Origin of the sequence: Priestia iocasae, from assembly GCF_016909075.1 — a bacterium.
Taxonomy (GTDB): Bacteria; Bacillota; Bacilli; order Bacillales; family Bacillaceae_H; genus Priestia; species Priestia iocasae.
Genome location: NZ_JAFBFC010000003.1, coordinates 282,435 through 307,788, shown reverse-complemented (window position 1 = coordinate 307,788; position 25,354 = coordinate 282,435). Strand labels below are relative to the sequence as shown.

Here is a 25,354-nt window from a genome sequence, read left to right as displayed (position 1 = left end):
AATAGTAGAGGTGTGGACATGAAAACAGAAACAGATCAATTTTATGATTACTTACTTACCAAATGCGATACGATGTTAGAAGGATGGCTACAAGCGAGAGAAATAAAGCCTCATTCTGTATACTCGGCAAACGCACCAATTGAAACGGAAAATCAACTGATTGATTCAACGAGAATCCTCATTCAAGCGATATGTAAAATGTTTAATGATGATCAACATGGGTTTGAACAAGGAATTAAAGCGTGGACGGACAAAGTGGCGGAGCGCCGTGCTGCTCATCAGACTCCAATTTATGAAATCATTCAACAGTTTTACAATTTGCGTACATCGTTTTGGAATGTGATTAAGCAGTATGTTGTAGATCATCAATCACAAGCTTCTACTTCAGACGTATTAAAGTGGAGTGATATGATGAATCGCTCGTTCGATTATGTGATTACGCAATTTACGGAAGAATATTATAAGCTAAATAAAGAACTTTTGACGGCTCAACAAGAAATGATTAATGAGCTTAGTTCACCAATTATTCCAATTACAGCTGAGATTGGTGTATTACCTTTAATTGGTGACATTGATACGAATCGAGCAAAATATATTTTAGAGTCAACTTTAAAGCAATGTGAAGAGCGTAAAATCTCACATTTGTTTATTGATTTGTCAGGTGTTCCAATTGTGGATACGATGGTTGCGCATCAAATCTTTCAAGTAGTGGAAACACTGCGATTGTTAGGTGTTGAAACCACTCTTTCTGGTATTCGTCCAGAAGTAGCGCAAACAGCGGTGAATCTAGGGTTGGATTTTGTGGATATTCCAACTCAATCAAACTTAGCGAAAGCACTTGCTTCAATCGGATTAGAAATTAAGGTGCAAGCATAAGAAACCTCCTGCTGAGTCCATGATAGAGGTACTCAACAGGAGGTTTTTATTTATAATCATTAAATTATGAAGCGTGTACGATTTGTTTCATGAATAGCTCAGGATTGATATCGAGCCCTTCAATGACAATTGCCATCATGCCTCTTTCACTTCGAGCTGCGTGGAGTTCACCAGCTTTCCAATAGGCTGCTTCGCCAGCTTTAATACGCATTTCACTTTTCTCATTCCCTCGGACGACACCTTCTCCTTGAACAACAAGGAATAGCTGCGGAACCGTTGCTTCATGTTCTCCCACATAGTCACCGTCGTCAATATATAGACAGGAAATATGAACATCACCTGTTTTTGCTAACAGCTTTGTCATTTTAAAATTTGAGTTATACTGCGTCATTATCTGAGCTTCTTCTTGGTCAAAGTGAAACAACTTCATACTGTCATCTCCCTAATAATGAAATCTTTTTATAATCCTATGATTCGAGGGAGCCAAGTTAGAATCCTCTTTCTTTCAAATTTATTTTGCGACATTTTATACAAAAAAATGGTATTTTTAAAAAGGTGTAATATTTTATGAAAAGGTGGGAGAGGTTGAGTGAATCGACTCAGATTATTAGATATTTTAAGGGGTTTCGCAATCTTAGGAACATTAGGAACGAACATCTGGTTATTTGCGACACTAGGTGATTTTACACTTTTTTTAGGTGGAAATTCGAAATGGTGGGAACAAGTAGATACAAGCATGATGATGATCTTTGCATTCTTTACAAATGGAAAGTTTTTAGCTCTTTTAACAATTTTATTTGGAGCAGGATTAGAGTTGAAGCGTCGAAAACTACAAAAAACAAAAGGATTATGGCCTTGGATGTACATTTGGACAGCTTTTTTACTGTTTTTAGACGGACTTCTTCATTATATTCTTGTCTTTGAATATGATATTTTAATGAGTTATGCAGTGACTGCGATAATTGTTTCATTTATTGTGACGAAAAGTAAAAGAGTGATGAAGTGGGTAATTGGTATTTGTATCGGTCTACACCTTCTGATTGTTAGTTTATTAACGGTTAGTTTTCAAATGTTAGTAAAAGTTCCTGCGTTATCACAGGAATTAAAAATAGAGATGATGGAAGTAAGTGCGCTCTATATGACAGGAACGTGGTTGGAACAAGTACAAATGCGTTTGACTGATTTTTGGGCACTCCGCTCAGAAGCGATAATGGTGTTGCCAATGAATATTCTATTATTTTTGCTTGGTGTTCTGTTTGTTCGTTCAGGTGTATTTATGATGGACGAACAAGGAAGAATGAAACGACGTAAACTATTAATTTATGGACTATTATTTGGTATTCCGTTAAATGCTCTAACTTTTGTACCAGGTGGTTTCTTCGATATTAGTGTTCGGTATTTATTTGCACCAGTTTTATCATTGGGCTATTTAGGATTACTCGCATGGATGTTAGAAAGAGCGGAGCATTCATTTTTATTATCTAGATTTGAAGAGGTTGGAAAAGTGGCACTTAGTTGCTATATCCTTCAAAATATTGCCTCATCAATCTTGTTTTATGGATGGGGATTTGGGTTAAGCGAACATTACTCTGGGCTCAATACATTTATTATTTGGTTAGCAATCTGCATGTTAATGTTTATGTTTGCTCACTTATGGTTGAGGTTCTTTACATTAGGACCAGTTGAGTATGTTTGGAGAACTTTAGGGAATTTGCCATTAAAAAGACTGAAACACCATCATACACATACACCGCAATAAGAGGTTTTCATAAAAGTTTAACCTTCATGATTTGTCAGTACTAAAAAGGTTGCCTCAAAGAGTTTGTTTCCGCTTCTTGAGACAACCTTTCTCTCTTATACAATAAATCCACTAATCATTACAATAAGTAAAAATAGAACAGACCTGACATTTACAAAGTTGATGCGGAGTGAACCAACTGTTCGTTTAAACAAATAGTTGTTTTTTAATCCTTGGTAGCTTGTAGCTACTTGTGATTGGCTGTAATTCGTTGTCATGCCGCCGCTACTAGAAAAATAGATAGAAGTAACGGTGAAAAATACGCCAACATAAAACATGGCATCAATTAGTCGTATGTCGACCTTTTGGGATAGAAAATAGCTGATTCCGATTTGAATTAAAAGGGTGATGAAGATGAATAAGAGAAAGTGTATTAATGGGATGGTTCATTTTTCCCTTCCTTTTAGATAATGTTAAATGTTCTTTGAAGAAGGCATTTTTTTACGAGTTGCGTAAGTTCGTCTAGTCAGAAAAATAAGAGGTGAACCAATAATTGTGGGCAGAAACCAAAGTAGTAAGATTGGAATGTCATTCAATAGCTCTAGCTTTGGAGCATTCACCACAATGACAGCGGTAATGATTGCGATATAGGAACCAAGCATGCCTCCTATATGAGCCCCTATCCAATTTCTTTTCTTACGCTTTGCGGCGATATAGCCAGATAATGCAAATGAGTACGAGAAGATGCCAATGAAAAATAAGTACGCACTTTCACGCCAATTCAATAGCGCCATAATAATGGAAGTGGCAAACACAACAACAAAGGACCAATGATACACTTCTCCTGCAAGGCTATGTATACCTTTTTTCTTTCTTGAAATCATCGCCAGCAATCCAGTTAGTAAGCAAATACACCCAGCTATAATATGTAGAAATAAGAACACCACGGCCGCCTCCTTTTTTACCAATATTTCCATTTTATCTTATTTTCTAAGTGGTGTATATATTCTTCAGGTGAGAGGTGGCTTTATCGTCAATCTCGCTCAACTGCGCTACAATAGGAGGTATGAATGATGCGAGGGAGGAGTATAAAACATGAAAATTGTACATACGGATGTGTTTGCGTTAAAAGAAGGTGGGGGTAATCCGTGTCCTGTAGTGTTAGATGGTGATGGTCAAACGAGTGAGGAAATGCAACAAATGGCGAAAGAATTTGGAGTTGAGTGTGTATTTGTAGAAAAGGGGACTCACAAAAATTGTGAGTGGAAGCTTCGCTACTTTGTTCCAAACAATGAAATGAGTATGTGTGTGCATGCGACAATTGGTGCGGTAACCGTTTTAGTAGAGGAAGGCAGAATCACACAATCACCCACCTTTATTGAAACAGAGCTAGGTGAAGTAGAAGTACAGTGGAAGCAAGAAAACGATGTGATATTTGTAACAGTGAAGCAATGGAAACCGACGTATCAACAGCGCGTACCATCTCGTCAAGAGTTATGCGAAGCCCTACAAATCAATGAACATGATTTTGCTCGTTTCCTGCCTGAAATTATTTCAACATCTCGTTCAAAGTTACTTGTACCAATTAAAGATGAGAAAACTCTACATACCATTGAACCGGATTTTAATAAGCTTTGGTCTTTATGTGACAAGTATGAAACGACAGGCTTTTATCCGTTTGCGATTGTCGAAGGGGAAGAAAATACATTTCAAGCAAGACAGTTTCCTAATAACTCAGGCTACAAAGAAGATTCAGCGACTGGAGTGGCTGCTTCCGCATTAAGTGTTTATGCAGTCAAGCATCAGCTACTACATGATCCCTCCAAACCGTCCCGTATTATTCAAGGGGTAGCAATGGGAAAACCAAGTGTCATCATGGCTCGTCCAGTAATAGAGAATGATAGCATGATTGAATCAGAGGTTATCGGAACCGCTCTTGTACATCGTTAAAAATGATAATAGGAAAAAGAAGGAAAAGGCGAGGTTGATTTCTAATTATATAGAATAGACTAAAATCAATAACCGATCATAGTAACCGTCGACGTGTGCGTATTTGTGCACACAAAATAAAGGAGTTGTGAGTCATGAGTATTTATGTTGCATCACCTACGATTGTACTGATGCCAGAACAGGCCGCAACACAGTGGAAAGCTTATGGACAAGGAAGCCTTTTAGGGGCATTTGTGTGGGGAGAAGGTTGCCCAGCGCTTTTGAAAAAGCTTCAAAACGATTCTTTGGTGAACAATCAAATCATTCAAAAGCAGACCAATCGATTTTTCATTGAATTTTACGATGTGGAAGAGAAGTATTCTCTCGAATTTTTTATGAGATTATGTAATGGTAGTGGTGAACAGGTAAGCTATCAATTTGTATACACCGATCATTGGTCTACAGCTGTTGTACAAGGTACATTGTTAGTCGATGTAGACGGCTTTTTAGCACCGCTTATTCATCTTGATCATACAGGTGAATTTGAATTAGCTAAAAGCAGAGATGGTTTATCTATTATTCTAGATGATGAAGAGGACACAATTTCACATATAGCGGTCTCGCATACGATGGTGTTAGATGAGGGGTATTATCTTTTATCTGATTTAGGTTTTGTTAATGATCAAGAAGCTCAAGCTTACGTTGTAAAACATTACTTTGAACAAGGAACGTATGAAATTCAAAACGAGTACAATGAGCAAGATTGGCTTGTGAGGATTGCCATTCAAAAGAAACAATAACAGTGCTATGATAGAATAGGAGTTTAAGATTGAAAGGAGCTTTTTTTTATGCAACAACGACTTCAACAGGTTGTAGAGTGGTTGAAAGAACATCATCATGATCTTGCGTTTATCCATTCTACTGAAAACGTTTTTTATTTAACAGGATTCTATACAAATCCACATGAGCGCTTACTTGGTTTATTTGTTTTCCAAGAAGCTGAACCATTACTGGTTTGTCCAGCGATGGAAGTTAATCAAGCAAAAAGTTCAGGTTGGGAGTATGAAGTGCTAGGATATGAAGACCACGAAAACCCTTGGGACCTTATTAAAGCATCTTTACATAAACGAAATATGACAACAGCTTCTAAAATTGCGGTGGAAAAAGAGTTGCTTTCTTATGCACGAGCGGAAGAGTTGTTTAATTTGTATCCTTCAGCATCATTAGAAAGTGCCGAAGTGAAGTTAAATGAGCTACGCGTAGTGAAAGAGGCGCATGAAATTGATGTGTTACGACAAGCTGCAGAACTAGCAGATTACGGTGTACAAGTAGGAGTGGAAGCCTTAAAAGAAGGCGTCACTGAAATGGATGTACTTGCAAAAGTTGAGTATGAATTAAAGAGAAAAGGCATTTGTGAAATGTCGTTTTCAACGATGGTTCTCTTTGGAGAAAAATCAGGTGAACCTCATGGTAATCCTGGCCTGCGCACATTAAAAAAGGGAGACTTTGTCTTATTTGACTTGGGTGTTGTGTTAAATGGGTATTGTTCTGATATAACTCGTACAGTTGTGTTTGGAGAGGTTTCAGACAAGCAGCGTGACATCTATGAAACAGTAAGAAAAGCGCAACAAGCAGCCCTTGATGCATCTAAGCCAGGAGTTAGAATCGGCGATTTAGATGTAATCGCACGTACGATTATCACAGAGGCTGGATACGGAGACTACTTTCCACACAGACTTGGCCATGGACTAGGCATTAACGTTCATGAATTCCCGTCAATGAGCAAAGCTAACAATGATGTATTAAAAGAAGGAATGGCTTACACCATTGAACCCGGTATTTATATTCCTGAAATCGGTGGTGTGCGCATAGAAGACGATGTTGTCATTACAAAAGAGGGCGCAATAACATTAACAAATTATCCAAAGGAATTACAAATTATATAAGTCGATTTAGAAAATGGACCATGATGGAAGAAGTGTCATGGTCCATTTTCTATACTTAAGTAGTTGTTACCTCACTTATAGAATGACCTCTCCCGTCATATGTAGGTCAAGTAGCAAGAAGTTGTTGCTTCTACCAAATGAGATGACTGACGCTATAAAGAAGTTCAATACGTTGCGAAGGTTTGTGTAAAGAGAGCGAATTATTACGGGAAGATGACAATTTCAGTATAAATGACATAAATCGTTTCATTCATACGAATCTTATAATATGCTTAAGTGAGAAGTGTGGATGCAAGGAGGAACTAGTTAATGAGTATGACGTATACAAAAGATCAAGAGATGATTATACATAAAGCGGCCAATGTGTTTGGCGAAAACTATACAATTGAAGATTATACAGATGAGCGTCAGAGAAAACAGGCACATGTGTTACTTCGTGACGATTCACCAAGAGAGGGTGTAACATCGTATGCAACCATTGGAGGTTACAATTGTCCAACAGGCTACACGGTCGGTGGTGTGCCACTTCGCATTGAAATTGTAGCGGCTTGTCAATCTAACTTTACCATTTTTCCAACGATTTTAGCAGCATGTGTCTATCATATGATGAAGTCGCATGTTTCGATTTTCCCAGGAGCAATCTATAAAGATATTATTCATATCATTGACGATTCATTTCATATGCAACATATTTTGTTGATTCCACCATTTTTATGGGAGCAGTTATCAACCATTGAACTTGAAGATAAAAAGGTAACGTGGCTACAAGCAGTTCCTATATCAGAAAAAGAGCGCACATTTGCATTAGAACATGGAGTGGATTCACTATTAAGTCGTTTTGATGATGCGCAAGTCAATGTATTCAATCTTGAGAGAAGATCCGTCCTTTAAAAAAGTATTTTAATATAATAATAGTGATAAAAAATAGAATGTGCATTTGTTACAAATGCACATTCTATTTTTTATATGCGGCTAAATAGTCTGTATTTTTAGAAAAAACATTTTCCTTCCATTTTCCAGTCAATAGAAAAATAATGGAGCGTTTGGTTATTATGTCCAAGCGCTATTTTTTATGTTTGAACCAATATAATCACTTTGCTTTAAGGCTTTTGTTCTTATTTTTCTAGTATTATTCCTCTTATTCCACAAATTAGGTCAATTAAGGACTTTGTGCTCATTAAATAAGTTTTAGGTGTAATATTGCTGTAATTTAAATAACACACTTTATAACATTCACTACGAAATAGATGTGTTACTATGACATTGGTTTTGTTTTAGGTGAATAATTTATTCGCCAAGATTTAGATAGAAAAACTCTACAAAAGATTGAATTGAAATCATTCTTTTTATCTTTTTTTTCTTTCGTAGAGTGAATAACAAAAGACCCTGTGTGGGAAGGAGAGTCAGGTATGATACTCATCATTGTTAGTTGCTTATTTTTACTTAGTTATGGAGCCTGGGAGTACCGCAAACATTTAAAGAAATTGCATTCCATCCCTATTCGAGTAAACATTAACGGGATTCGCGGAAAGTCAACCGTGACAAGGTTAATTACAGGGATCGTAAAAGAAGCAGGTTATAAGACAGTTGGGAAAACAACAGGAACGCAAGCGCGCATGATTTATTGGAATACGTCAGAGGAAGAGCCAATTATTCGTCGTAAGGAAGGTCCAAATATCGGAGAACAACGACGCGTTGTGAATGAAGTTGCGGATTTAGGTGCAGAAGCACTGATTTGTGAATGTATGGCTGTTCAACCGGATTATCAAATTACATTCCAAAATCAACTCATTCAAGCAAAAGTTGGCGTCATCGTAAACGTATTAGAAGATCATATGGATGTAATGGGACCAACATTAGATGAAGTTGCCCAAGCCTTTACAGCAACGATTCCGTATGATGGACATCTCGTTACAATTGAAAGTGAGTACTTAGAGTACTTTAAAGAAATTGCTAAAAAACGAAACACAAAAGTCATTGTTGCAGATAACAGTAAAATTTCAGAAGAGTATTTACGTAAGTTTGATTATATGATTTTCCCGGACAACGCCTCAATTGGTTTAGCCGTTGCAGAAGCTTTGGGAATTGATGAAGAAACAGCATTACGTGGTATGTTAAATGCTCAGCCAGATCCAGGTGCGATGCGTATTACAGCATTTGGAGACGATCAACATCCAGCGTTCTTAGTAAATGGATTCGCGGCAAATGATGCTTCGTCTACTTTACGTATTTGGGAGCGAGTGGATTCAATGAATTATAGCGAGAAGCTTCCAATCGTTATTATGAATTGCCGCCCAGACCGTGTTGATCGTACCGAGCAGTTCGCAGCAGACGTGATGCCTTATATCGAAGCAGATATTATGATTGCGATTGGTCAAACAACATCCCCAATTGCAGATGCACATGCACGTGGTGAACTTCCAACAAAAGAGTTCTGGGATATGGAGGATGCATCAACAGAAGAAATTTTAAATCGAATGAAGCCATATCTTCAAGATCGTATCGTGTACGGAGTTGGTAACATTCACGGTGCAGCTGAACCGTTAGTAGAAGCAATTATTGAAATGAAATCAATGAAAAAAGCAGTTTAATTTAGGAGGCGAAACAACACAATGTTCGGATCAGATTTATATATCGCACTCGTATTAGGAGTAGCATTAAGTTTAATTTTCACAGAAAAAACAGGAGTACTACCAGCAGGTCTTATCGTACCGGGTTATTTAGCTCTTGTGTTTGATCAACCAATCTTTATGCTTGTTGTGCTATTAATCAGTATGTTAACGTATGTGATTGTTGTATATGGAATCTCAAAGTTCATGATTTTATATGGAAGAAGAAAGTTCGCAGCGATGTTAATTACGGGTATGTGCTTAAAGCTCATTTTTGATTATGCCTATCCAATCGTACCATTTGAAATGTTCGAACTTCGTGGAATCGGAATTATCGTACCAGGCTTAATTGCTAATGCAATGCAAAAGCAAGGATTACCATTAACAGTCGGCAGTACGCTATTACTAAGTGGAATTACGTTTGGAGTTATGCAAGTTTATTACCTATTTTAATGAGACCAATCTTTCGTAGATAAGGTGGGACGTATGAAGAAAAAGACGCTGAATTTCCAAGAAAAGATTTTAATGTTTATTAAAAAGACGAAGCCATCAAGCGCACGTCAAGCACTCATTCTTACGCCTATCATTATTGCTGTATTAGCATTTGCTGGTTGGATGGAGCGTTCTCAAGCCATTGAAAACCCAAAGCTTGCACAAAACAATGATGATGAACTGACACTAACAATGGTTGGCGATATTATGATGGGCCGCCACATTAAAGAAATTACAGACCGATACGGTGAAGATTTTGTATTCCGTAATGTAAAAGGTTTCTTTGAAAAGTCAGATTACGTAAGTGGAAACTATGAGCACCCTGTTATTATGGGACAAGAAGAAAGCTATGAGAAATTAGAAAAAAACATTCATTTATCAAGTACTGAACAAGACTTACAAACAGTAAAAGATGCAGGATTTGATGTGTTATCTCTTGCTAATAACCATACGATGGACTTTGGCTCAAAAGGCATTGAAGATACAATGCAAGCATTTAAGCAAAACAAAGTAGAGTATGTGGGTGCAGGAAACAACATCGATGAAGCAAAAGAAGCCATTTCGTATAAAGAAGTCGATGGGGTTCGTATTGCAACAGTAGGATTCAACGACACACTTGTACCAGGAATGAAGGCAGATGAAAACCGCCCAGGTGTATTAAGTGCAGACCCAGATCTTATCTTTGAAGTCATTCAAAAAGCAAAAGAGAATGCAGATTTAATTGTGGTCAATGCTCACTGGGGACAAGAGTATGATGTCGAACCAAGTCCTCGTCAAGAAGGTTTAGCAAAAGCTATGGTTGATGCAGGAGCAGATGTCATTGTTGGTCATCATCCACACGTTGTTCAATCATTCGATGTGTATAACGGAGCGGTTATCTTCTATAGCTTAGGTAACTTTGTATTCGATCAAGGTTGGTCAAATACGAAAAATAGTGCAATGGTTCAATACCATTTAAATAAGCAAGGAGAAGCGACGGTTGATGTCATCCCAATGCAAATCAAAGAAGGAAGCCCACAGCCGACAGAAAGCAAGTGGAAGCAAAATCGTATTTATCGTGATTTAACGAAGTATTCTTCAAATGAAGCGCGTCTTGAAAAAGAAGGAGACAAGTTCCAATTAAAGCTTGATCATGAACATGTCATTGAGCGTGCGAAAGAGCGTAAGCAAAAAGAAGAACAACAAAAAACAAACAATGATGCTAAGCAAGGCCAATCTAGCACAAGTGAAGCACCAGTGAACAACACAGAAGAAGCCTATCCTGAGAATGCTCAGTAAGGCATAAGCCAAGGAGGTGAAGGTTGATGAGAAAGTGGAAGGTAGTTGTGATTTCGATTCTCATCATTTCACTGATCATTGGAATTGTTTCCTATCAAACTATTTTTAAGAAAGAACCTTATGCTGTAAGTACATCTGATCCAGTAGCAACACAAATTGGATTAGATGTACTTGAAAGCGGAGGAACAGCGGTTGATGCCGCAATTGCTATTTCCTATGCATTAGGTGTTGCAGAACCGTATGGATCAGGTATTGGTGGTGGTGGAGGAATGCTCATTGATCCGGCCGATGCTGACCCAACATTCATTGATTACCGTGAAACAGCACCTGATAAAGATAAAGGAAAAGAGGGTGTACCAGGATTTGTTGCAGGAATGGAGTACATTCATGACAACTATGGAACACGTCCGATGAGTGATCTCATTGATCCCTCTATTCAAGTAGCCAAAGAAGGCATTGAGGTCGATCAATCGTTACACGATCGTTTAAATTCTTATAAAGATAACATTGATGAAGAAGAACTAGACAACTTTTATCCTGATGAAGAAGCAATTGAAGCAGGGAAAACATTAAAACAACCAGAGCTTGCTAAAACGCTTGAGCGTATTAAAGAGGATGGAGCCAAAGCGTTTTACGAAGGGCAAATTGCTGACAGCATAAAGGATGAAACAAAGATTTCTTCCGATGATTTAGAGGATTATGAGGTTATTGAGCGTGAACCGCTCATTGAGTCATATAAAGGTAATCAAATTGTGACCGCACCACCGCCATTTTCAGGAGCCACACTTATTCAGATGTTAAAAATGGTGGATAAAGAAGAAGTGTGGAAGCTAAAAGAAAATAATCCGAGTCTGTATTATCACTACATGGGCGAGATTTCTAAGAAAGCCTACAAAGACCGTCTTGGTAAAATGGCAGACCCTGCTTTTATCAAGCAAGCAACAGATGATTGGACAACTGATAAATACGTTGATCTTTTACGTAAACAACTCACTTCGACAGAGGCAGATAAAACGAAAGTGAGTGACGTAGAGGAGCATGAAAGTACCACTCATTTTGTTGTGATTGATGGCGATGGTACGGTCGTTTCGACGACAAATACGCTCAGTAATTTCTTTGGAAGTGGAAAAAACGTAGATGGTTTCTTTATGAACAACACGCTTGATACATTTGGTGAAGGAATTAACAAGCGAGAAGAGGGGAAACGCCCTCGAACCTTTACTGCACCCACAATTATTCGTGATGCAGAAGATGAGTGGGTATTAGGAATCGGAACCCCTGGTGGGAATCGCATTCCGCAGGTACTAACGCAAGTGATTGGAAACTATTTCGAGGGTGACCAACCAATTGAAGAAGCGGTTGACTCTAATCGCGTTATCTACGATTCTAGTAAGCTTTATATGGAAAAAGAGCCGAACGAGAAAACAGCGGATGCATTAAAAACATACGGATATGAATTTCCTGAGAATGATAATCCGATGTTTTACGGTGGCGTTCAAGCGTTAGTGAAAGACTTAGAAGAAGGTAGTATTAAAGGTGCTGCTGATTCCCGCCGTGAAGGCGTTTGGAATACACAAAATAAGTAAGTATAAAATTGGAGGAATGTAAAAGTGGTTGCGTTAAAACGTGCAGTAGGAGCAATTGTACCAGTAGTTATTGTAGGAGGATTAGTTGTCACATTAGGAGCATTAAAGCATTCAGACACACTATCACCGGTTGAAGAACAGAAGATTGAGCGAAACATACAATTAGTTGAACAAGCTGCTCAACAAAAAGTGCAAGAAGCAAAACAAACTGTTCAAAATCAACAGCCTGTACAAACTCAACCAAAAGAAGGTAAGTAACCCGTTTACAAGCGGAAAAAAGTTAAAGCCCCTGCATAGAAAATCCAATTCATTTATGGATCGTATGTAGGGGCTTTTTGTTGGAAAAAATCGCTTTATTTGAGCATTCATACTAAAAATTAGCTCACTATACATCAAGGAGGAACCCATCACGATGAAAAAGTTCAACAAAGTGGTAGCCCCTCTGTTATCCTTTTCCGTGCTTATAGGAGGAGCAGTTACCGCAAAATCAACACATGCAGAAACGAGCGAGGCAAATTACGGAGTCAGTGCTTCTGATCCGTTAGCTGCGAAAGTGGGAATGGACGTGCTTGAAAACGGTGGAAATGCAGTTGACGCTGCGATTGCTGTTTCCTATGCACTAGGAGTAGTAGAACCGTATGGCTCTGGATTAGGCGGCGGTGGTGGAATGTTAATTGCTCCAGCTCAAGAAGGAACGGATGCTTCTTACATTGATTACCGTGAAGTCGCGCCAAGCTCTGAAAAGGGAAGTGTGAGCGTCCCTGGCTTTGTAAAAGGAATGGAAGTAGCCCATGACAAGTATGGCACAAAACCAATGGCAGAACTAATTGAACCTTCTATTAAATATGCAGAAGAAGGATTCGAAGTAAATGATATTTTACATTGGCGTTTAAAAGTATCGAAAGACCGTATGCCGGTTGATGATTTACCCAACTTTTATCCCAATGACGAAGCCATTGAGGCAGGGGAAACGTTAAAGCAGCCAGAGCTAGCAGAAACGTTAACGAAAATTAAAGACGAAGGTGCTGATGCATTTTATGAGGGAAGCATCGCCGATGAAATGGAAGATCATACGGCTATCTCAAAAGAAGATTTAAAAGAGTATGAAACTGTAATGAAAGACCCAGTCGTTGGGAAATATCAAGATAAAGAAATTTTATCTGCACCTTCGCCATTTTCTGGAGTTGCTCTTATTCAAATGTTAAAAATGATTGAGAAAGAAGACATTTGGGCGTTAAAGAACGAAGATCCAGCTATGTTTTATGAAAAGATGGAGCAAGTGAAAAATGTAGTGTATGAAGAGCGCTTTGTGAAGATGGGAGACCCAAAGTTCCACGAACAGGATTCAAAGAAATGGGTAAGCGATGAGTATGTAGAGGACTTACTGAAAAAAATGGACGATGTGAAACAAAATGAAGATGAAGTAGATGAAGAAGAGCATGAAAGTACGACACATTTTGTGGTGATTGATCGCGACGGTACAACCGTTTCTTCAACGAATACATTAAGTAACTTCTTTGGCACAGGTAAGCAAGTCGAGGGGTTCTTTTTAAATAATAACCTTGATACGTTCCATAGTGGTAAAAATGCAAAAGAAGAGGGAAAGAGATCACGTACGTTTACCGCACCAACCGTTATTCGTGATGATGGTGAATGGGTAACGGGAATTGGCTCAGCCGGAGGGACACGAGTGACACAAATCTTAGCAAAAGTAATGGCTGAACATTTTGAAGAAGATGTCTCAATCGGTGAAGCTGTAGAGAGTTCTAGATTTGTATTTGATAAAGGAACCATGTATGTAGAAGAAGAGTTAGATGAAGAGACAGAAGAAGAATTAAGAGATGATGGACAAGAAGTGAATGTGAAAAAAGACGAGATTTACTACGGTGGCGTTCAAGCCCTTGTAAAAAACCACCCGAACGAAATTGTTGGTGGTGCCGGAGATCCAAGGCGTAAAGGTGTTTGGAGAAAAAGTGATCAATAGAAAAAAGACACGAATGCATAGAGAATGCGCATTCGTGTCTTTTTTTATTGTCATAGAGGTACGTTTATGGACTAGAAGAGTTTGATATAAGTAAGAATGTGTAGTGTAAAATACCTATGATTATCGTTTGGCTAGAATATCTATAACTTTGTTCTCAAGAATGATAGCGCTTTGATGTGTATAATAAAGGGAACTTCTAGGATTTAAAATGATTGCTTATTTATGGTTAGAAGTGATTAGAAGAACAATAATAAAAATAGATAGAAGATAAAGATAGACGAACGAGAGAACCATAAGGAGCGATGTTTGTGAAGAAAGTTTTGCTAGTTGTGATTTCAGCTATCTTTTTAGTTGTATCCGTTACAGCTATTATTAATAAAAATCAGCCGAACATCATTAGTGAAGTGCCTCTTCCGTTTAAAGAAGAAGTAGGGTATGGAGTTAGTGTGTCAGATCCAATCGCAGCTAAAGTAGGAATGGACGTGTTAGAAAATGGAGGAAACGCTGTGGATGCAGCTATCGCCATTTCATACGTACTAGGTGTCGTGGAACCGTATGGCTCTGGAGTTGGAGGCGGAGGTGGCATGCTAATTGCAAAAGAAGATAAAAATCCAACATTCATTGATTACCGTGAAGTCGCTCCAGAATCAGAAGAAGGAACGATAGGAGTTCCTGGATTTGTGAAAGGAATGGCATACGTCCATGAGGAATATGGAAAGAAACCATTGGATGAACTGATTCAGCCGGCTATTGATTACGCAGATAAAGGATTTGAAGTTGGAAGTGTGCTCTATTCACGGCTTCAAGCTTCACGAGGTCGTATGCCTGTTGATGACTTAAAATCCTTTTATCCGAATGAACAAGCCATTGCAGTTGGTGGTGTTCTGAAACAACCTGAGTTAGCGGATGTGCTACGTATTATTCAAGAAGAAGGACCAGATGGTTTTTATGAAGGAGACGTAGCTAAAGCATTGGCAGATCAAACGGATATTTCACTTGAAGATTTAAACGAGTATGAAATAGAAGAGCGTGAGCCCGTGATGTCAACGTATGATGGTTATGAAATCATCTCAGCACCGCCTCCATTTTCAGGTACAACACTAATTCAGATGTTAAAGATGATGGAAAAAGAACAGATCGAACAGATAGCAAAAGATGATCCAAATAAGTATTACTATTCAATGGGCCAAATTAAAAAGATTGCCTATCAAGATCGTATTTCTAACATTAGTGATCCGAATTTTGAAGAGCAATCACCTGACGAATGGGTGGCTGATGATTATATTGGAAAACTGACTGAAAGACTTCATGAAAAAAATTTAGATAGTGGTCAAAAAGATGATGAAGAACATGAAAGTACAACGCATTTTGTGGTCATTGATAAAGAAGGAACTACCGTATCAACAACGAATACATTAAGTAATTTTTTCGGAATTGGTAAGCAGGTGAAGGGCTTTTTCTTAAACAATAATGCAGATACCTTTGGAAGTAGCGGTGTCAATACGATGGAAGGTGGTAAGCGTGCACGGACGTTTACGGCACCTACCATTATTCGCGATCAAGGAGAGTGGGTAATGGGCATCGGTTCGCCAGGAGGAACGCGTATTCCACAAATTTTATCACAAGTGATGAACCATCATTTCCAAGGTGACGTATCGCTAAAAGACGCTGTGGAACAAAGTCGCTTTATTTTTGATAAAGGTGATATGGTGATTGAGCCAGAATTAGAAGGGAGCATTCAAGATGTCATTTCAAACGGTGATTACAATATTTCTATAAGACGAAGCGATGTGTTTTACGGAGGAGTACAAGCGTTAACGAAAGATTTGCGCACAAATCAAATTAGTGGCGTTGGAGATCCAAGACGTGGTGGTGTTTGGGAAAGTGGTAGATAAGGAGAACTTGTATAACAAGTGATGAATAACCGGTTTTGAAATAAGATGACTTGTTAATCTAGACGGTCATTTTATCGTGATATAAGAGATTGTGTGACCGTTCTCGAGAGGATACTCCTTCCTCCTGTTGAGAACGGTCTTTTTGATAGAGGTTTACTTTTTAGAAAATTGGGTAAACACACTATGTGCTGAATTTTTTGAGGAGGTCAACATGAAGAAAAATGACATAACAAAGAACGAACACCAGGAACAAATTGATCTATCATTTGGACTTGCGGTTATTCCGCTGCTTGTGATGATAGTTGCAATGGCTGTAACGATTATTCGTTTTGAAGGAAGTCCTCACATCCCACTTTTAGTAGGAACAGCGATTGCAGCTTTTATTGCGTGGAGAAAAGGATATAAGTGGAAGAGGATTGAACAAGGAGCGTATAAAGGGATCCGTCTTGCATTACCTGCTATCTTAATTATCATCTTGGTGGGAATTATTATTGGAGCATGGTTAGGTGGCGGAATTGTTGCGACGATGGTCTATTATGGATTAATGATTATTTCACCGCAGTTTTTTCTCGTTTCAATAGCGATTATTTGTGCGGTAGTTACGTTGGCAATCGGAAGCTCGTGGTCAACGATGGGGACAATCGGAGTTGCAGGAATGGGAATTGGAGTGAGTATGGGAATACCAGCACCTGTTGTAGCGGGAGCCATTATTTCAGGAGCGTATTTCGGAGACAAGCTGTCCCCGTTGTCAGATACAACAAACTTGGCAGCGGGAATTGCAGGTGCGAATTTATTTGAACATATTAAGTACATGTTAATCACAACCATTCCTGCGCTTCTCATAGCTCTTATTGTATATGGTGTAATGGGAAGAAGCTATGCTGAGAATGAAATGAAAACAGGTCAAATTGGAACGATTATGGAATTGTTACAAGAGAACTTTGTTATTTCGCCGTGGTTACTTCTCGTTCCGCTCACGTTAGTTGTGTTGGTTGCACGCCGAGTGCCTGCCCTACCTGCAATTGGAATAGGAATTTTGTTAGGGTGGATTTGTCATGTGTTTGTTCAAGGTGGCTCACTTGGGAGTGCAGTAAACACATTACAAGATGGTTTTTCAATTTCTACAGGAAATGACATGGTCGATGAGTTGTTTAACCGAGGTGGAATTGACGACATGATGTTCACGGTATCACTGGTGATTGTTGCCATGACGTTCGGTGGCGTGATGGAGCATACAGGGATGTTGAATGCAATTGTGAGTCAAATTCTAAAGTTAGCAACTACATCACGAAGGCTTGTACCGACAACTGTTGTTTCATCCATATTTACTAACATTGCAGCGGCAGAACAATACATGTCGGTTGTTCTGCCCGGTCGAATGTATGCAAGCGCATATGAGGAGAAAAGTCTTCATCCTAAAAACCTATCACGTGCTCTCGAGGATGGTGGAACCGTCACGAGTGTATTCGTTCCGTGGAATACATGTGCCGTGTTCATTTTTTCAACTTTAAGCGTTCATCCATTTGAATATGGCCCTTATGCCATTTTAAACTACATGGTACCGATCATTTCAATTGTTATTGCTTCCATGGGGATTGGGATTACAAAAATGTCGAAGCAACAGTTAAACGAACGAAAAGAACGCATTCGTAAATCAAACGAACAAATCGCAACATAAATGTTAGTAAGCACCTACACGAAAAGTGTAGGTGCTTTTTTGAGTCATCACCCAACTGCTAAATGACCTAATGGAAGAAAGCTTTTGCTTCGTTGAAAACAATTCGTTTTACTGTTTATTGTGAAAAGCGACAGTAGTTTTATTACGATTGACCCAGTAAAATCAGTAAGTAAAACATCATTGAAAAGTTTTACTAAAATTTTAGTTAAATTTTTATTGAACTTTTTACTAAGATGTTTTATGATGTTACTGAAAGCGGTTACGATATGAGGGGGATGAAAATGAAAAAGCTATTTAGTACGTTTAGCGTAGCAGCTGCACTGACTTTAGGTTTAACAGCGTGTGGAGGAGGTTCCTCTGAAAAAACATCAGCAGATCCAAAAGAACTGACAGCTTGGGCATGGAATATTAACGTTCCGGTATTAGAACAAGCAGCAGAAGAGTTTGAGAAAGAAAACCCAGGCTTTAAATTAAATGTCGTTGAAACAGGTACAGGAGATGTGTATTCAAAGTTAACAACAGGCCTGCAAGCGGGTGGAAAAGGATTACCAGACATTGTACTAGTTGAAGATGATCGCGTTCAAGGCTATATGAATGCGTTCCCGAAAGCGTTTTTAAACGTATCTGAAAAGGGTTTTGATGAGCACGCAGATAAGTTTCCTACATATAAAAAGGAACTTTTAACGAAAGATGGAAACGTGTACGGATTCCCATTTGATGGTGGTCCAACAGGTGTCTTCTATCGTACGGATTACTTTGAGCAAGCAGGTATTAAAGCAGAAGACATTCAAACGTGGGATGACTTTGTTGAAGCTGGTAAAGTCATTAAAGAAAAAGTAGGTGTTGACTTCATTGGATTAGACTTAAATGGGGATGACGGTCTATATCGCATGATGTTAAATCAGCAAGGCTCTTTCTACTTTGACGAAGCTGGAAAAATTGACTTAACATCAAAAGAATCACAACAAGCAATGGACGTAAACAAAAAGCTAAAAGATGCAGAAATCGTGCGTAACACAGTTGGTTGGGATGCATGGGTTAGTTCAATGGCTGAAGGAAAAGTAGCAGTTGCACCATCTGGAGCTTGGTTAGCAGGCTCACTTACACAACAAGCCGTTGACACAAAAGGGAAATGGGGAGTGTTTCCACTACCAGCATTTGAAGAAGGAGAGAATCGTGCATCAAACTTAGGTGGTAGTAACTATATGATTCTATCATCGAGTGAAAAAGCAGACTTAGCCTATGATTTCATGGAGTTTTTCTCTACTTCTGATGAGACGCAATTAGAAGCAATGAAGGGTGGTCTATTCCCATCATTGAACACGATCTATGACAATGAGCTATTTACGGCAAACGATGAATTTTTCAGTAATCAAGCGGTATGGAAAGTATTTGCTGATCAAATGGCTGACATTCCAGCAGTGAACTATACGGAAAACTATTCATTAGCAAAAGACGAAGCGATAAAAGCACAATCTGAAATCACAAATGGAAAAGCGATTGAAAAGGCATTAGAAGAAGCAACAAGTCGCTTAGAGAACAGAATAAAGTAAAAAAACAAAAAAGGGGGATGGCTTACAATCGCATATGGCGTTTAATAAGTCAGCCCCCTATGTTTTAAAGCGGAGGTTAGTATGAATAAAACAAAATATTTTCCTTATGTATTTGTTGGACCAGCAGTTGTTTTATTTGCCTTATTTACCGTTTACCCAATCATCGCATCGCTTCTATTAAGCTTTAAAACGATGGAACAAGGGGAATACGTTTTTATCGGATTAGACAACTACATACGATTAGTGAACGATCAAATTTTCTTAAAGGCATTAGGTAATACCTTTATTATCTTTATTATTCAAGTGCCACTGATGATTTTACTTGCATTAATCTTAGCAAGTGCATTAAACAGCCAGTTATTGAAGTTAAAAGGATTTTTCCGTGTATCATTTTTCTTACCGGCTGTGACGTCGCTGGTTGCGTATTCGATTTTATTTTCGATCATGCTTCAAGAAGAAGGGGTTATTAATAGTTTTCTAGGTTTCTTTGGGATTGAGGCCATTCAGTGGTTATCAACACCATTTTGGGCAAAAGCATCGATTATTATTGCAATGACATGGCGTTGGACAGGGTATAACATGGTTATTTTCCTGGCGGCGTTACAAAATATTTCAGAAGATATGTATGAAGCTGCATCATTGGATGGGGCAGGAAAGATTAGACAGTTCTTCTCCATCACCGTTCCACAACTAAAGCCGGTTATTTTATTCGCAGCGATTCTTTCTACCATTGGAACGCTTCAGTTATTTGATGAGCCGTTTAACTTAACAAAAGGTGGACCAGCCGATTCAACGATGTCTCTTGGGCTATATATCTACCAAAGTGGATTTGAGTATTTTGACTTCGGGTATGCATCTGCCATTGCCTATGCAGTTGTCGTGCTAGTCGCAATCTTAACCTTCATTCAGTTTAAAGTGACGGGGGATAAATAAGATGAATACAGTTCAAAACGTAACAACCAAACAAGTTGTTGTTCAAACGAAACGTAAACGTAAAGGTTTACTTGGAAAAGTCGGCATGTATGTGCTGTTAGGGATTTTTACAATCATTTCAATCTTTCCATTTTACTGGATGCTAGTAGGGGCGACCAACCATTCTAGTAAAATGTTTACGAGCCCGCCTACGCTTATTCCAGGTGGCGAGTTCATGACAAATCTTACAAACTTAAATGACTCAATTGGCATTGCGCGCGTGTTATTTAACTCATTAGTCGTGTCAGGCTTATACGTCGTAGCAGCACTGGCGGTTTGTACAACAGCGGCTTATGCGCTTGCGAAGTTTGAGTTTAAAGGAAGAAATGCTATCTTTATCGTTTTCTTATTATCAATGATGATTCCGTATCAAGCGACAATCATTCCATTGTTTCAATTAATGTCTGATTTAGATTTACTAAATACGTACTTTGCGCTTATTGCGCCACAGCTTTGCTATCCGTTTGCCATCTTTTTAATGAGACAAAACTTTTTAGCGTTTCCAACAGAGCTATTAGAGTCAGCTCGTCTAGATGGAGCGGGTGAATTCCGTATTTTCTTTACAATCGTTTTACCATCAATGAAGCCGGCAATTGCAGCGACATCGATTTTCTTATTTATGACGCAGTGGAATAACTTTATGTGGCCGCTTGTTGCAACAACGTCAAGTGATATGTACACGTTCCCAGTTGCTCTTTCAAGTTTAATGGGTCTATCGATGATTGACTACGGACAAGTAATGACTGGGGTAACGCTAGCAACCATTCCAATTATTATCGTGTTTTTAGCGCTTCAAAAGCACTTTATCTCAGGAATGCTAGGAAGTGCACTGAAATAGGAGGGAGTTTATGCTTCAAGTACGTGACAATCACTTTTTACTAAACAATGAATCTTTTCAATTATTATCAGGTGCGCTTCATTATTTTCGAATCGTACCTGAGTATTGGGAGGATCGATTATTAAAAATGAAGGCGTGTGGATTAAACACGGTTGAGACATACGTGCCGTGGAATGTGCATGAACCGAAAAAGGGAGAATTTCAGTTTGATGGATTAGCAGATTTAGAAGCCTTCATCCAAAAAGCTGAAAAGCTAGGAATGTACGTCATTGTTCGTCCTTCTCCTTACATTTGTGCAGAGTGGGAATTCGGTGGGCTACCGGGATGGTTGTTAAAAGAAAAAGATATCGAGCTTCGTTGTTCACACCCATCTTATTTAAAGCACATTGAAGATTATTATGATGTTCTCATTCCAAAGATTGTCCCGCATTTATCAACAAATGGTGGGCCTATCATTGCGGTTCAAATTGAAAATGAATACGGTGGATATGGAAATGATGCACATTATATGTCCTTTATGAAGGAAGCACTTGTGAGTCGAGGAATTGATGTCTTGTTGTTTACATCAGATGGTCCAGACATGATTAAAAGTGGTTCACTACCAGATGTGTTGACAACGTTAAACTTTGGCTCAAGGTCTGGAGAAGCATTTCAAACACTTGAAGCATTTAAGCCGAATTCACCTCGTTTATGCGCTGAATTTTGGATTGGCTGGTTCGATCATTGGGGTGGAGAGCATCATACGCGTGACGGAGAAGATGCAGCGCGCGTGTTAGATGACATGCTAAAAGTGGGAGCTTCCGTGAACTTTTATATGTTCCATGGTGGTACGAACTTTGGCTTTTATAATGGAGCGAACCATTATGAGATGTATTCACCAACCATCACGAGCTATGACTATGATGCGTTGTTAACCGAGTCAGGAGACATGACTGATAAATACAACAAAGTAAAAGAAGTCATGAGTCGATACGTTGAGCTCCCTGAGCTGGATATTCCAAAGATTCCAAAGAAAGCATATGGAACAGTAGAATTACAGGAACAGGTAAGTTTGTTTGATACACTTTCTTTGATTAGTGAAAAAGTAACACATGCATATCCACTTGCGATGGAACAACTGAATCAGAATTTCGGCTTTACTTTATATAAAACGACCGTTGCGTTTCAAGGAACGGTAGAGCTTGACATTACACCGATTAGAGACCGTGCATTCATTTATGTAAACGGTATGTATCAACAAACGATCTATCGCAACGATCAAGAAAAGATGGTGTCACTTCAATTAAATCAAGAAGAGAACGTCATTGAGCTTCTAGTCGAGAATATGGGGCGCGTTAATTACGGAAAGCATTTAAAAGATGCGAAAGGAATCATCGGTCCACTTTGGATTAACAATCAATATGTGTTTGAGTGGGACATGTATCCCATTGAACTACATACATTACCAACCACCTTTCATGTTGGAACAGATGAGCGTTATCCGAGATTTTACAGAGGAACGCTTGAAGTCGATGAATTAGCAGACACATTTATTGAGCTAAAAGGATGGACGAAAGGAAATGTGTTTGTGAACGGCTTTAATCTTGGGCGCTATTGGTCGGTTGGGCCTCAAGAAACATTGTACGTACCTGGTCCGTTGTTAAATAAAGGGACTAATGAGGTTATTGTGTTAGAACTAGAAGGAAATGAAACGAACATCATTACGTTTACGGATACACCGAAATTAGGCAAATAGAGGAGAGAAAGAATGCTTATTCACATTAATGAAGAAACGAAACAATTTCATTTAACAAATGGTCAAGTGAGCTATATCTTTCACATTATGAAGAATCAACAGCTAGGTCATCTTTATTATGGAAAAGCTCTTCGTCATCGCGCTGATTTTTCACATTTGCAGCGTTATGACGTGCCAACGGCTGCAAGCTGCCACTTATATGCAGACGACCCAGCGTTTAGCTTAGAAACGGCTCGTCAAGAATACCCAAGCTATGGTACATCTGATTTTCGTGAACCTGCCATGAGTCTTCGTAGTCAAGATGGTAGCCACATTTCCAATTTTCAATACGATTCATATTCGGTCACGAAAGGAAAGCCTGCGTTAGCGGGTCTTCCAGCAACGTATGCATCCGATGATGAAGCGGAAACATTAACCATTATCTTAAAAGATACACGTATGCAAGCGGAATTACAGCTTCACTATACAATTTTTAAGCATCATCCGATTATGACAAGAAGTGCTTCAATTAGTAATGGTGGCTCAGAAGCCTTATACATTGAACGAATGATGAGTGCATCTGTAGACTTTGCTGATAAAGACTTTACAATGATTCAATTATCAGGTGCATGGTCAAGAGAGCGCCATGTGTTAGAGCGTCCGCTTCAAATGGGAATTCAGTCCGTTTCAAGTATGAAAGGAGCAAGCTCTCATCAGCACAATCCATTTTTAGCACTTCGTCGTCCTCAAACAACCGAGCACACGGGTGAGGCGTATGGGTTTAACTTTGTTTACAGCAGTAACTTTTTAGCACAAGTCGAAGTGGACCATTACGATGTAGCTCGTCTTACAATGGGGATTCATCCATTCCGATTTGAGTGGAAGTTAAAAGCAGGTGAAGAGTTCCAAGCTCCAGAAGTGGTGATGGCTTACTCTAACACAGGATTAAATGGCATGAGTCAAGCCTTTCATAACGTGTATCGTGAGCAGCTTATTCCAGAGCAGTGGAAAAAGGAAGAGCGTCCTGTATTAATCAATAATTGGGAAGCGACTTATTTTGATTTCAATGAAGAAAAGCTAGTTGATATTGCAATGGAAGCAAAAGAGTTAGGGGTGGAACTGTTCGTTCTTGATGATGGCTGGTTTGGTAAACGTGATAATGACACAACGTCATTGGGCGATTGGTGGGAAGATCGTACGAAATTACCAAACGGTTTAGAAGGTGTGTCAAAGAGAATTCATGATCTCGGCTTAAAATTTGGATTATGGTTTGAGCCTGAAATGGTGAATCCTGTGAGTGAGTTGTATAAAGAGCATCCAGAATGGGCCATTCATACGCCAGGTGCCCCACAAACTCTCGGTCGTAATCAGCTTGTGTTAGACTATTCACGAGATGAGGTCATTAACTACTTGTATGAAAAAATCGCAGGTATTATCGAGAAAACAGGGCTGTCATATATCAAATGGGATATGAACCGTAACATTACAGAGGCCTATTCACTTGGATTGGAAACGGATCAGCAAGGCGAGTTTTTCCATCGCTATATCCTAGGAGTATACAAGTTGTATGACCGCCTAACAACAAACTACCCACATGTGTTATTTGAGTCATGCGCAGCAGGAGGAGGACGCTTTGATCCAGCCTTGTTACATTATGCACCACAAGCTTGGACAAGTGATGATACGGATTCAGTGGAACGCTTGAAAATTCAATATGGTACATCATTTGCGTATCCGCTGTATAGTATTGGTTCGCACATATCAGCGGTTCCGAATCATCAAACATTGCGTGTTACACCGCTTGAAACGAGAGCAAATACCGCATATTTTGGCACATTCGGCTATGAATTGAATCCAATTGATATGACGGATGATGAAAAGGCTGCGGTAAAGGAGCAAATTACGTTTTATAAAAAGCACCGTTCGCTCGTTCGAGATGGACATTTTTATCGTTTGCAAAGTCCATTTCATCACAATGAAACAGCGTGGATGGTTGTGAGTGAAGATCAATCAGAAGCTTTAGTTGGTTGGTACAAAGTGCTCGCAACTCCAGCAAATAAAACACAACAAACACTTCCGCTAGTCGGACTACATGAACAAGTAGAGTATGAAATTGAAGGATTAGCTGGCACGTTTTATGGAGATGAGTTAATGCAAGTAGGCATTCAACTTCCAACAGAATTTAACGGTGTCAATGGTTCAAAAGCAGCACGAGGCGGAGATTATCAATCACAAATCTTCTATCTTACACAACGAGGTGAATGAA

The 25,354-nt window shown here is 39.0% G+C and carries 22 protein-coding genes; 19 read left to right on the top strand and 3 right to left on the bottom strand.

Annotation, left to right across the window (positions count from 1 at the left end):
• The first annotated feature begins 18 nt into the window (after positions 1 to 18).
• Positions 19 to 876: an STAS domain-containing protein gene (locus tag JOC83_RS09645; protein ID WP_239583443.1), complete on the top strand. Its 858-nt coding sequence runs from the start codon at positions 19 to 21 to the stop codon at positions 874 to 876.
• 64 nt (positions 877 to 940) lie between these two features.
• Here the strand turns inward: JOC83_RS09645 and JOC83_RS09640 are convergent, their stop codons facing one another.
• Positions 941 to 1,306 (bottom strand): cupin domain-containing protein, encoded by a 366-nt coding sequence (locus JOC83_RS09640; RefSeq protein WP_205186606.1) that lies wholly within the window; start codon positions 1,304 to 1,306, stop codon positions 941 to 943.
• A 159-nt stretch (positions 1,307 to 1,465) separates the two neighbouring features.
• On the opposite strand from JOC83_RS09640, the gene JOC83_RS20255 reads away from it, so the two are divergent.
• Positions 1,466 to 2,635 carry a DUF418 domain-containing protein gene (locus tag JOC83_RS20255; RefSeq protein ID WP_205186605.1) on the top strand — a complete coding sequence of 390 codons (1,170 nt, stop codon included), beginning with the start codon at positions 1,466 to 1,468 and terminating at the stop codon, positions 2,633 to 2,635.
• 95 nt (positions 2,636 to 2,730) lie between these two features.
• Here the strand turns inward: JOC83_RS20255 and JOC83_RS09630 are convergent, their stop codons facing one another.
• Both JOC83_RS09630 and JOC83_RS09625 read right to left on the bottom strand, forming a co-directional pair.
• Positions 2,731 to 2,892: a hypothetical protein gene (locus JOC83_RS09630; RefSeq protein WP_205186604.1), complete on the bottom strand. Its 162-nt coding sequence runs from the start codon at positions 2,890 to 2,892 to the stop codon at positions 2,731 to 2,733.
• Between the two features lie 195 nt (positions 2,893 to 3,087).
• The gene (locus JOC83_RS09625; RefSeq protein WP_338038896.1) at positions 3,088 to 3,558 is read right to left on the bottom strand and encodes a DUF2306 domain-containing protein; all 471 of its coding nucleotides are present in this window, start codon (positions 3,556 to 3,558) and stop codon (positions 3,088 to 3,090) included.
• Positions 3,559 to 3,709: 151 nt separating this feature from the next.
• On the opposite strand from JOC83_RS09625, the gene JOC83_RS09620 reads away from it, so the two are divergent.
• The 17 genes from JOC83_RS09620 (at position 3,710) to JOC83_RS09540 (ending at position 25,353) form a co-directional block, all read left to right on the top strand.
• On the top strand, positions 3,710 to 4,564 hold the full coding sequence (locus tag JOC83_RS09620) for a PhzF family phenazine biosynthesis protein (RefSeq protein WP_205186602.1): 855 nt from the start codon (positions 3,710 to 3,712) through the stop codon (positions 4,562 to 4,564).
• A gap of 134 nt (positions 4,565 to 4,698) precedes the next feature.
• Complete coding sequence (locus JOC83_RS09615; protein WP_205186601.1) at positions 4,699 to 5,343, top strand: hypothetical protein; 645 nt, start codon at positions 4,699 to 4,701, stop codon at positions 5,341 to 5,343.
• Between the two features lie 48 nt (positions 5,344 to 5,391).
• Entirely contained in the window at positions 5,392 to 6,489 is a 1,098-nt protein-coding gene (locus JOC83_RS09610; protein WP_205186599.1) for a M24 family metallopeptidase, read from the top strand.
• A gap of 309 nt (positions 6,490 to 6,798) precedes the next feature.
• Complete coding sequence (locus JOC83_RS09605) at positions 6,799 to 7,380, top strand: suppressor of fused domain protein (RefSeq protein ID WP_239583442.1); 582 nt, start codon at positions 6,799 to 6,801, stop codon at positions 7,378 to 7,380.
• Between the two features lie 518 nt (positions 7,381 to 7,898).
• Entirely contained in the window at positions 7,899 to 9,080 is a 1,182-nt protein-coding gene (gene pgsB / locus JOC83_RS09600; RefSeq protein WP_205186597.1) for a poly-gamma-glutamate synthase PgsB, read from the top strand.
• 21 nt (positions 9,081 to 9,101) lie between these two features.
• Entirely contained in the window at positions 9,102 to 9,551 is a 450-nt protein-coding gene (gene pgsC / locus JOC83_RS09595; protein WP_205186595.1) for a poly-gamma-glutamate biosynthesis protein PgsC, read from the top strand.
• Between the two features lie 33 nt (positions 9,552 to 9,584).
• A complete protein-coding gene (locus JOC83_RS09590) occupies positions 9,585 to 10,868 on the top strand; it encodes a CapA family protein (RefSeq protein WP_205186593.1) in 1,284 nt (427 codons plus the stop codon).
• A gap of 26 nt (positions 10,869 to 10,894) precedes the next feature.
• Entirely contained in the window at positions 10,895 to 12,454 is a 1,560-nt protein-coding gene (locus tag JOC83_RS09585; protein WP_205186590.1) for a gamma-glutamyltransferase family protein, read from the top strand.
• Between the two features lie 24 nt (positions 12,455 to 12,478).
• Complete coding sequence (locus tag JOC83_RS09580; protein ID WP_205187269.1) at positions 12,479 to 12,712, top strand: CapE family protein; 234 nt, start codon at positions 12,479 to 12,481, stop codon at positions 12,710 to 12,712.
• Positions 12,713 to 12,866: 154 nt separating this feature from the next.
• Positions 12,867 to 14,438: a gamma-glutamyltransferase family protein gene (locus tag JOC83_RS09575; RefSeq protein ID WP_205186589.1), complete on the top strand. Its 1,572-nt coding sequence runs from the start codon at positions 12,867 to 12,869 to the stop codon at positions 14,436 to 14,438.
• 308 nt (positions 14,439 to 14,746) lie between these two features.
• Positions 14,747 to 16,333 (top strand): gamma-glutamyltransferase family protein, encoded by a 1,587-nt coding sequence (locus tag JOC83_RS09570; RefSeq protein ID WP_338038895.1) that lies wholly within the window; start codon positions 14,747 to 14,749, stop codon positions 16,331 to 16,333.
• 211 nt (positions 16,334 to 16,544) lie between these two features.
• Positions 16,545 to 18,011 (top strand): Na+/H+ antiporter NhaC, encoded by a 1,467-nt coding sequence (gene nhaC, locus JOC83_RS09565; RefSeq protein ID WP_205186585.1) that lies wholly within the window; start codon positions 16,545 to 16,547, stop codon positions 18,009 to 18,011.
• Between the two features lie 281 nt (positions 18,012 to 18,292).
• Positions 18,293 to 19,564, top strand: coding sequence for an ABC transporter substrate-binding protein (locus tag JOC83_RS09560; protein ID WP_205186583.1), 1,272 nt, complete (start codon positions 18,293 to 18,295; stop codon positions 19,562 to 19,564).
• Between the two features lie 81 nt (positions 19,565 to 19,645).
• Complete coding sequence (locus tag JOC83_RS09555) at positions 19,646 to 20,497, top strand: carbohydrate ABC transporter permease (RefSeq protein ID WP_205186581.1); 852 nt, start codon at positions 19,646 to 19,648, stop codon at positions 20,495 to 20,497.
• 85 nt (positions 20,498 to 20,582) lie between these two features.
• Complete coding sequence (locus JOC83_RS09550; RefSeq protein WP_239583475.1) at positions 20,583 to 21,374, top strand: carbohydrate ABC transporter permease; 792 nt, start codon at positions 20,583 to 20,585, stop codon at positions 21,372 to 21,374.
• A 10-nt stretch (positions 21,375 to 21,384) separates the two neighbouring features.
• On the top strand, positions 21,385 to 23,109 hold the full coding sequence (locus JOC83_RS09545; protein ID WP_205186577.1) for a glycoside hydrolase family 35 protein: 1,725 nt from the start codon (positions 21,385 to 21,387) through the stop codon (positions 23,107 to 23,109).
• Between the two features lie 12 nt (positions 23,110 to 23,121).
• Entirely contained in the window at positions 23,122 to 25,353 is a 2,232-nt protein-coding gene (locus JOC83_RS09540; RefSeq protein WP_205186575.1) for an alpha-galactosidase, read from the top strand.
• The last annotated feature ends 1 nt before the right edge of the window (position 25,354 follow it).

What these genes read in the sequence shown, in the direction of transcription:
- JOC83_RS09645 (WP_239583443.1), top strand. Translation starts at nt 19, where the DNA reads ATGAAAACAGAAACAGATCAATTTTATGATTACTTACTTACCAAATGC.
- JOC83_RS09640 (WP_205186606.1), bottom strand. Translation starts at nt 1,306, where the DNA reads ATGAAGTTGTTTCACTTTGACCAAGAAGAAGCTCAGATAATGACGCAG.
- JOC83_RS09630 (WP_205186604.1), bottom strand. Translation starts at nt 2,892, where the DNA reads ATGACAACGAATTACAGCCAATCACAAGTAGCTACAAGCTACCAAGGA.
- JOC83_RS09620 (WP_205186602.1), top strand. Translation starts at nt 3,710, where the DNA reads ATGAAAATTGTACATACGGATGTGTTTGCGTTAAAAGAAGGTGGGGGT.
- JOC83_RS09615 (WP_205186601.1), top strand. Translation starts at nt 4,699, where the DNA reads ATGAGTATTTATGTTGCATCACCTACGATTGTACTGATGCCAGAACAG.
- JOC83_RS09610 (WP_205186599.1), top strand. Translation starts at nt 5,392, where the DNA reads ATGCAACAACGACTTCAACAGGTTGTAGAGTGGTTGAAAGAACATCAT.
- JOC83_RS09605 (WP_239583442.1), top strand. Translation starts at nt 6,799, where the DNA reads ATGAGTATGACGTATACAAAAGATCAAGAGATGATTATACATAAAGCG.
- pgsB (WP_205186597.1), top strand. Translation starts at nt 7,899, where the DNA reads ATGATACTCATCATTGTTAGTTGCTTATTTTTACTTAGTTATGGAGCC.
- pgsC (WP_205186595.1), top strand. Translation starts at nt 9,102, where the DNA reads ATGTTCGGATCAGATTTATATATCGCACTCGTATTAGGAGTAGCATTA.
- JOC83_RS09590 (WP_205186593.1), top strand. Translation starts at nt 9,585, where the DNA reads ATGAAGAAAAAGACGCTGAATTTCCAAGAAAAGATTTTAATGTTTATT.
- JOC83_RS09585 (WP_205186590.1), top strand. Translation starts at nt 10,895, where the DNA reads ATGAGAAAGTGGAAGGTAGTTGTGATTTCGATTCTCATCATTTCACTG.
- JOC83_RS09575 (WP_205186589.1), top strand. Translation starts at nt 12,867, where the DNA reads ATGAAAAAGTTCAACAAAGTGGTAGCCCCTCTGTTATCCTTTTCCGTG.
- nhaC (WP_205186585.1), top strand. Translation starts at nt 16,545, where the DNA reads ATGAAGAAAAATGACATAACAAAGAACGAACACCAGGAACAAATTGAT.
- JOC83_RS09560 (WP_205186583.1), top strand. Translation starts at nt 18,293, where the DNA reads ATGAAAAAGCTATTTAGTACGTTTAGCGTAGCAGCTGCACTGACTTTA.
- JOC83_RS09555 (WP_205186581.1), top strand. Translation starts at nt 19,646, where the DNA reads ATGAATAAAACAAAATATTTTCCTTATGTATTTGTTGGACCAGCAGTT.
- JOC83_RS09550 (WP_239583475.1), top strand. Translation starts at nt 20,583, where the DNA reads ATGTATGTGCTGTTAGGGATTTTTACAATCATTTCAATCTTTCCATTT.
- JOC83_RS09545 (WP_205186577.1), top strand. Translation starts at nt 21,385, where the DNA reads ATGCTTCAAGTACGTGACAATCACTTTTTACTAAACAATGAATCTTTT.
- JOC83_RS09540 (WP_205186575.1), top strand. Translation starts at nt 23,122, where the DNA reads ATGCTTATTCACATTAATGAAGAAACGAAACAATTTCATTTAACAAAT.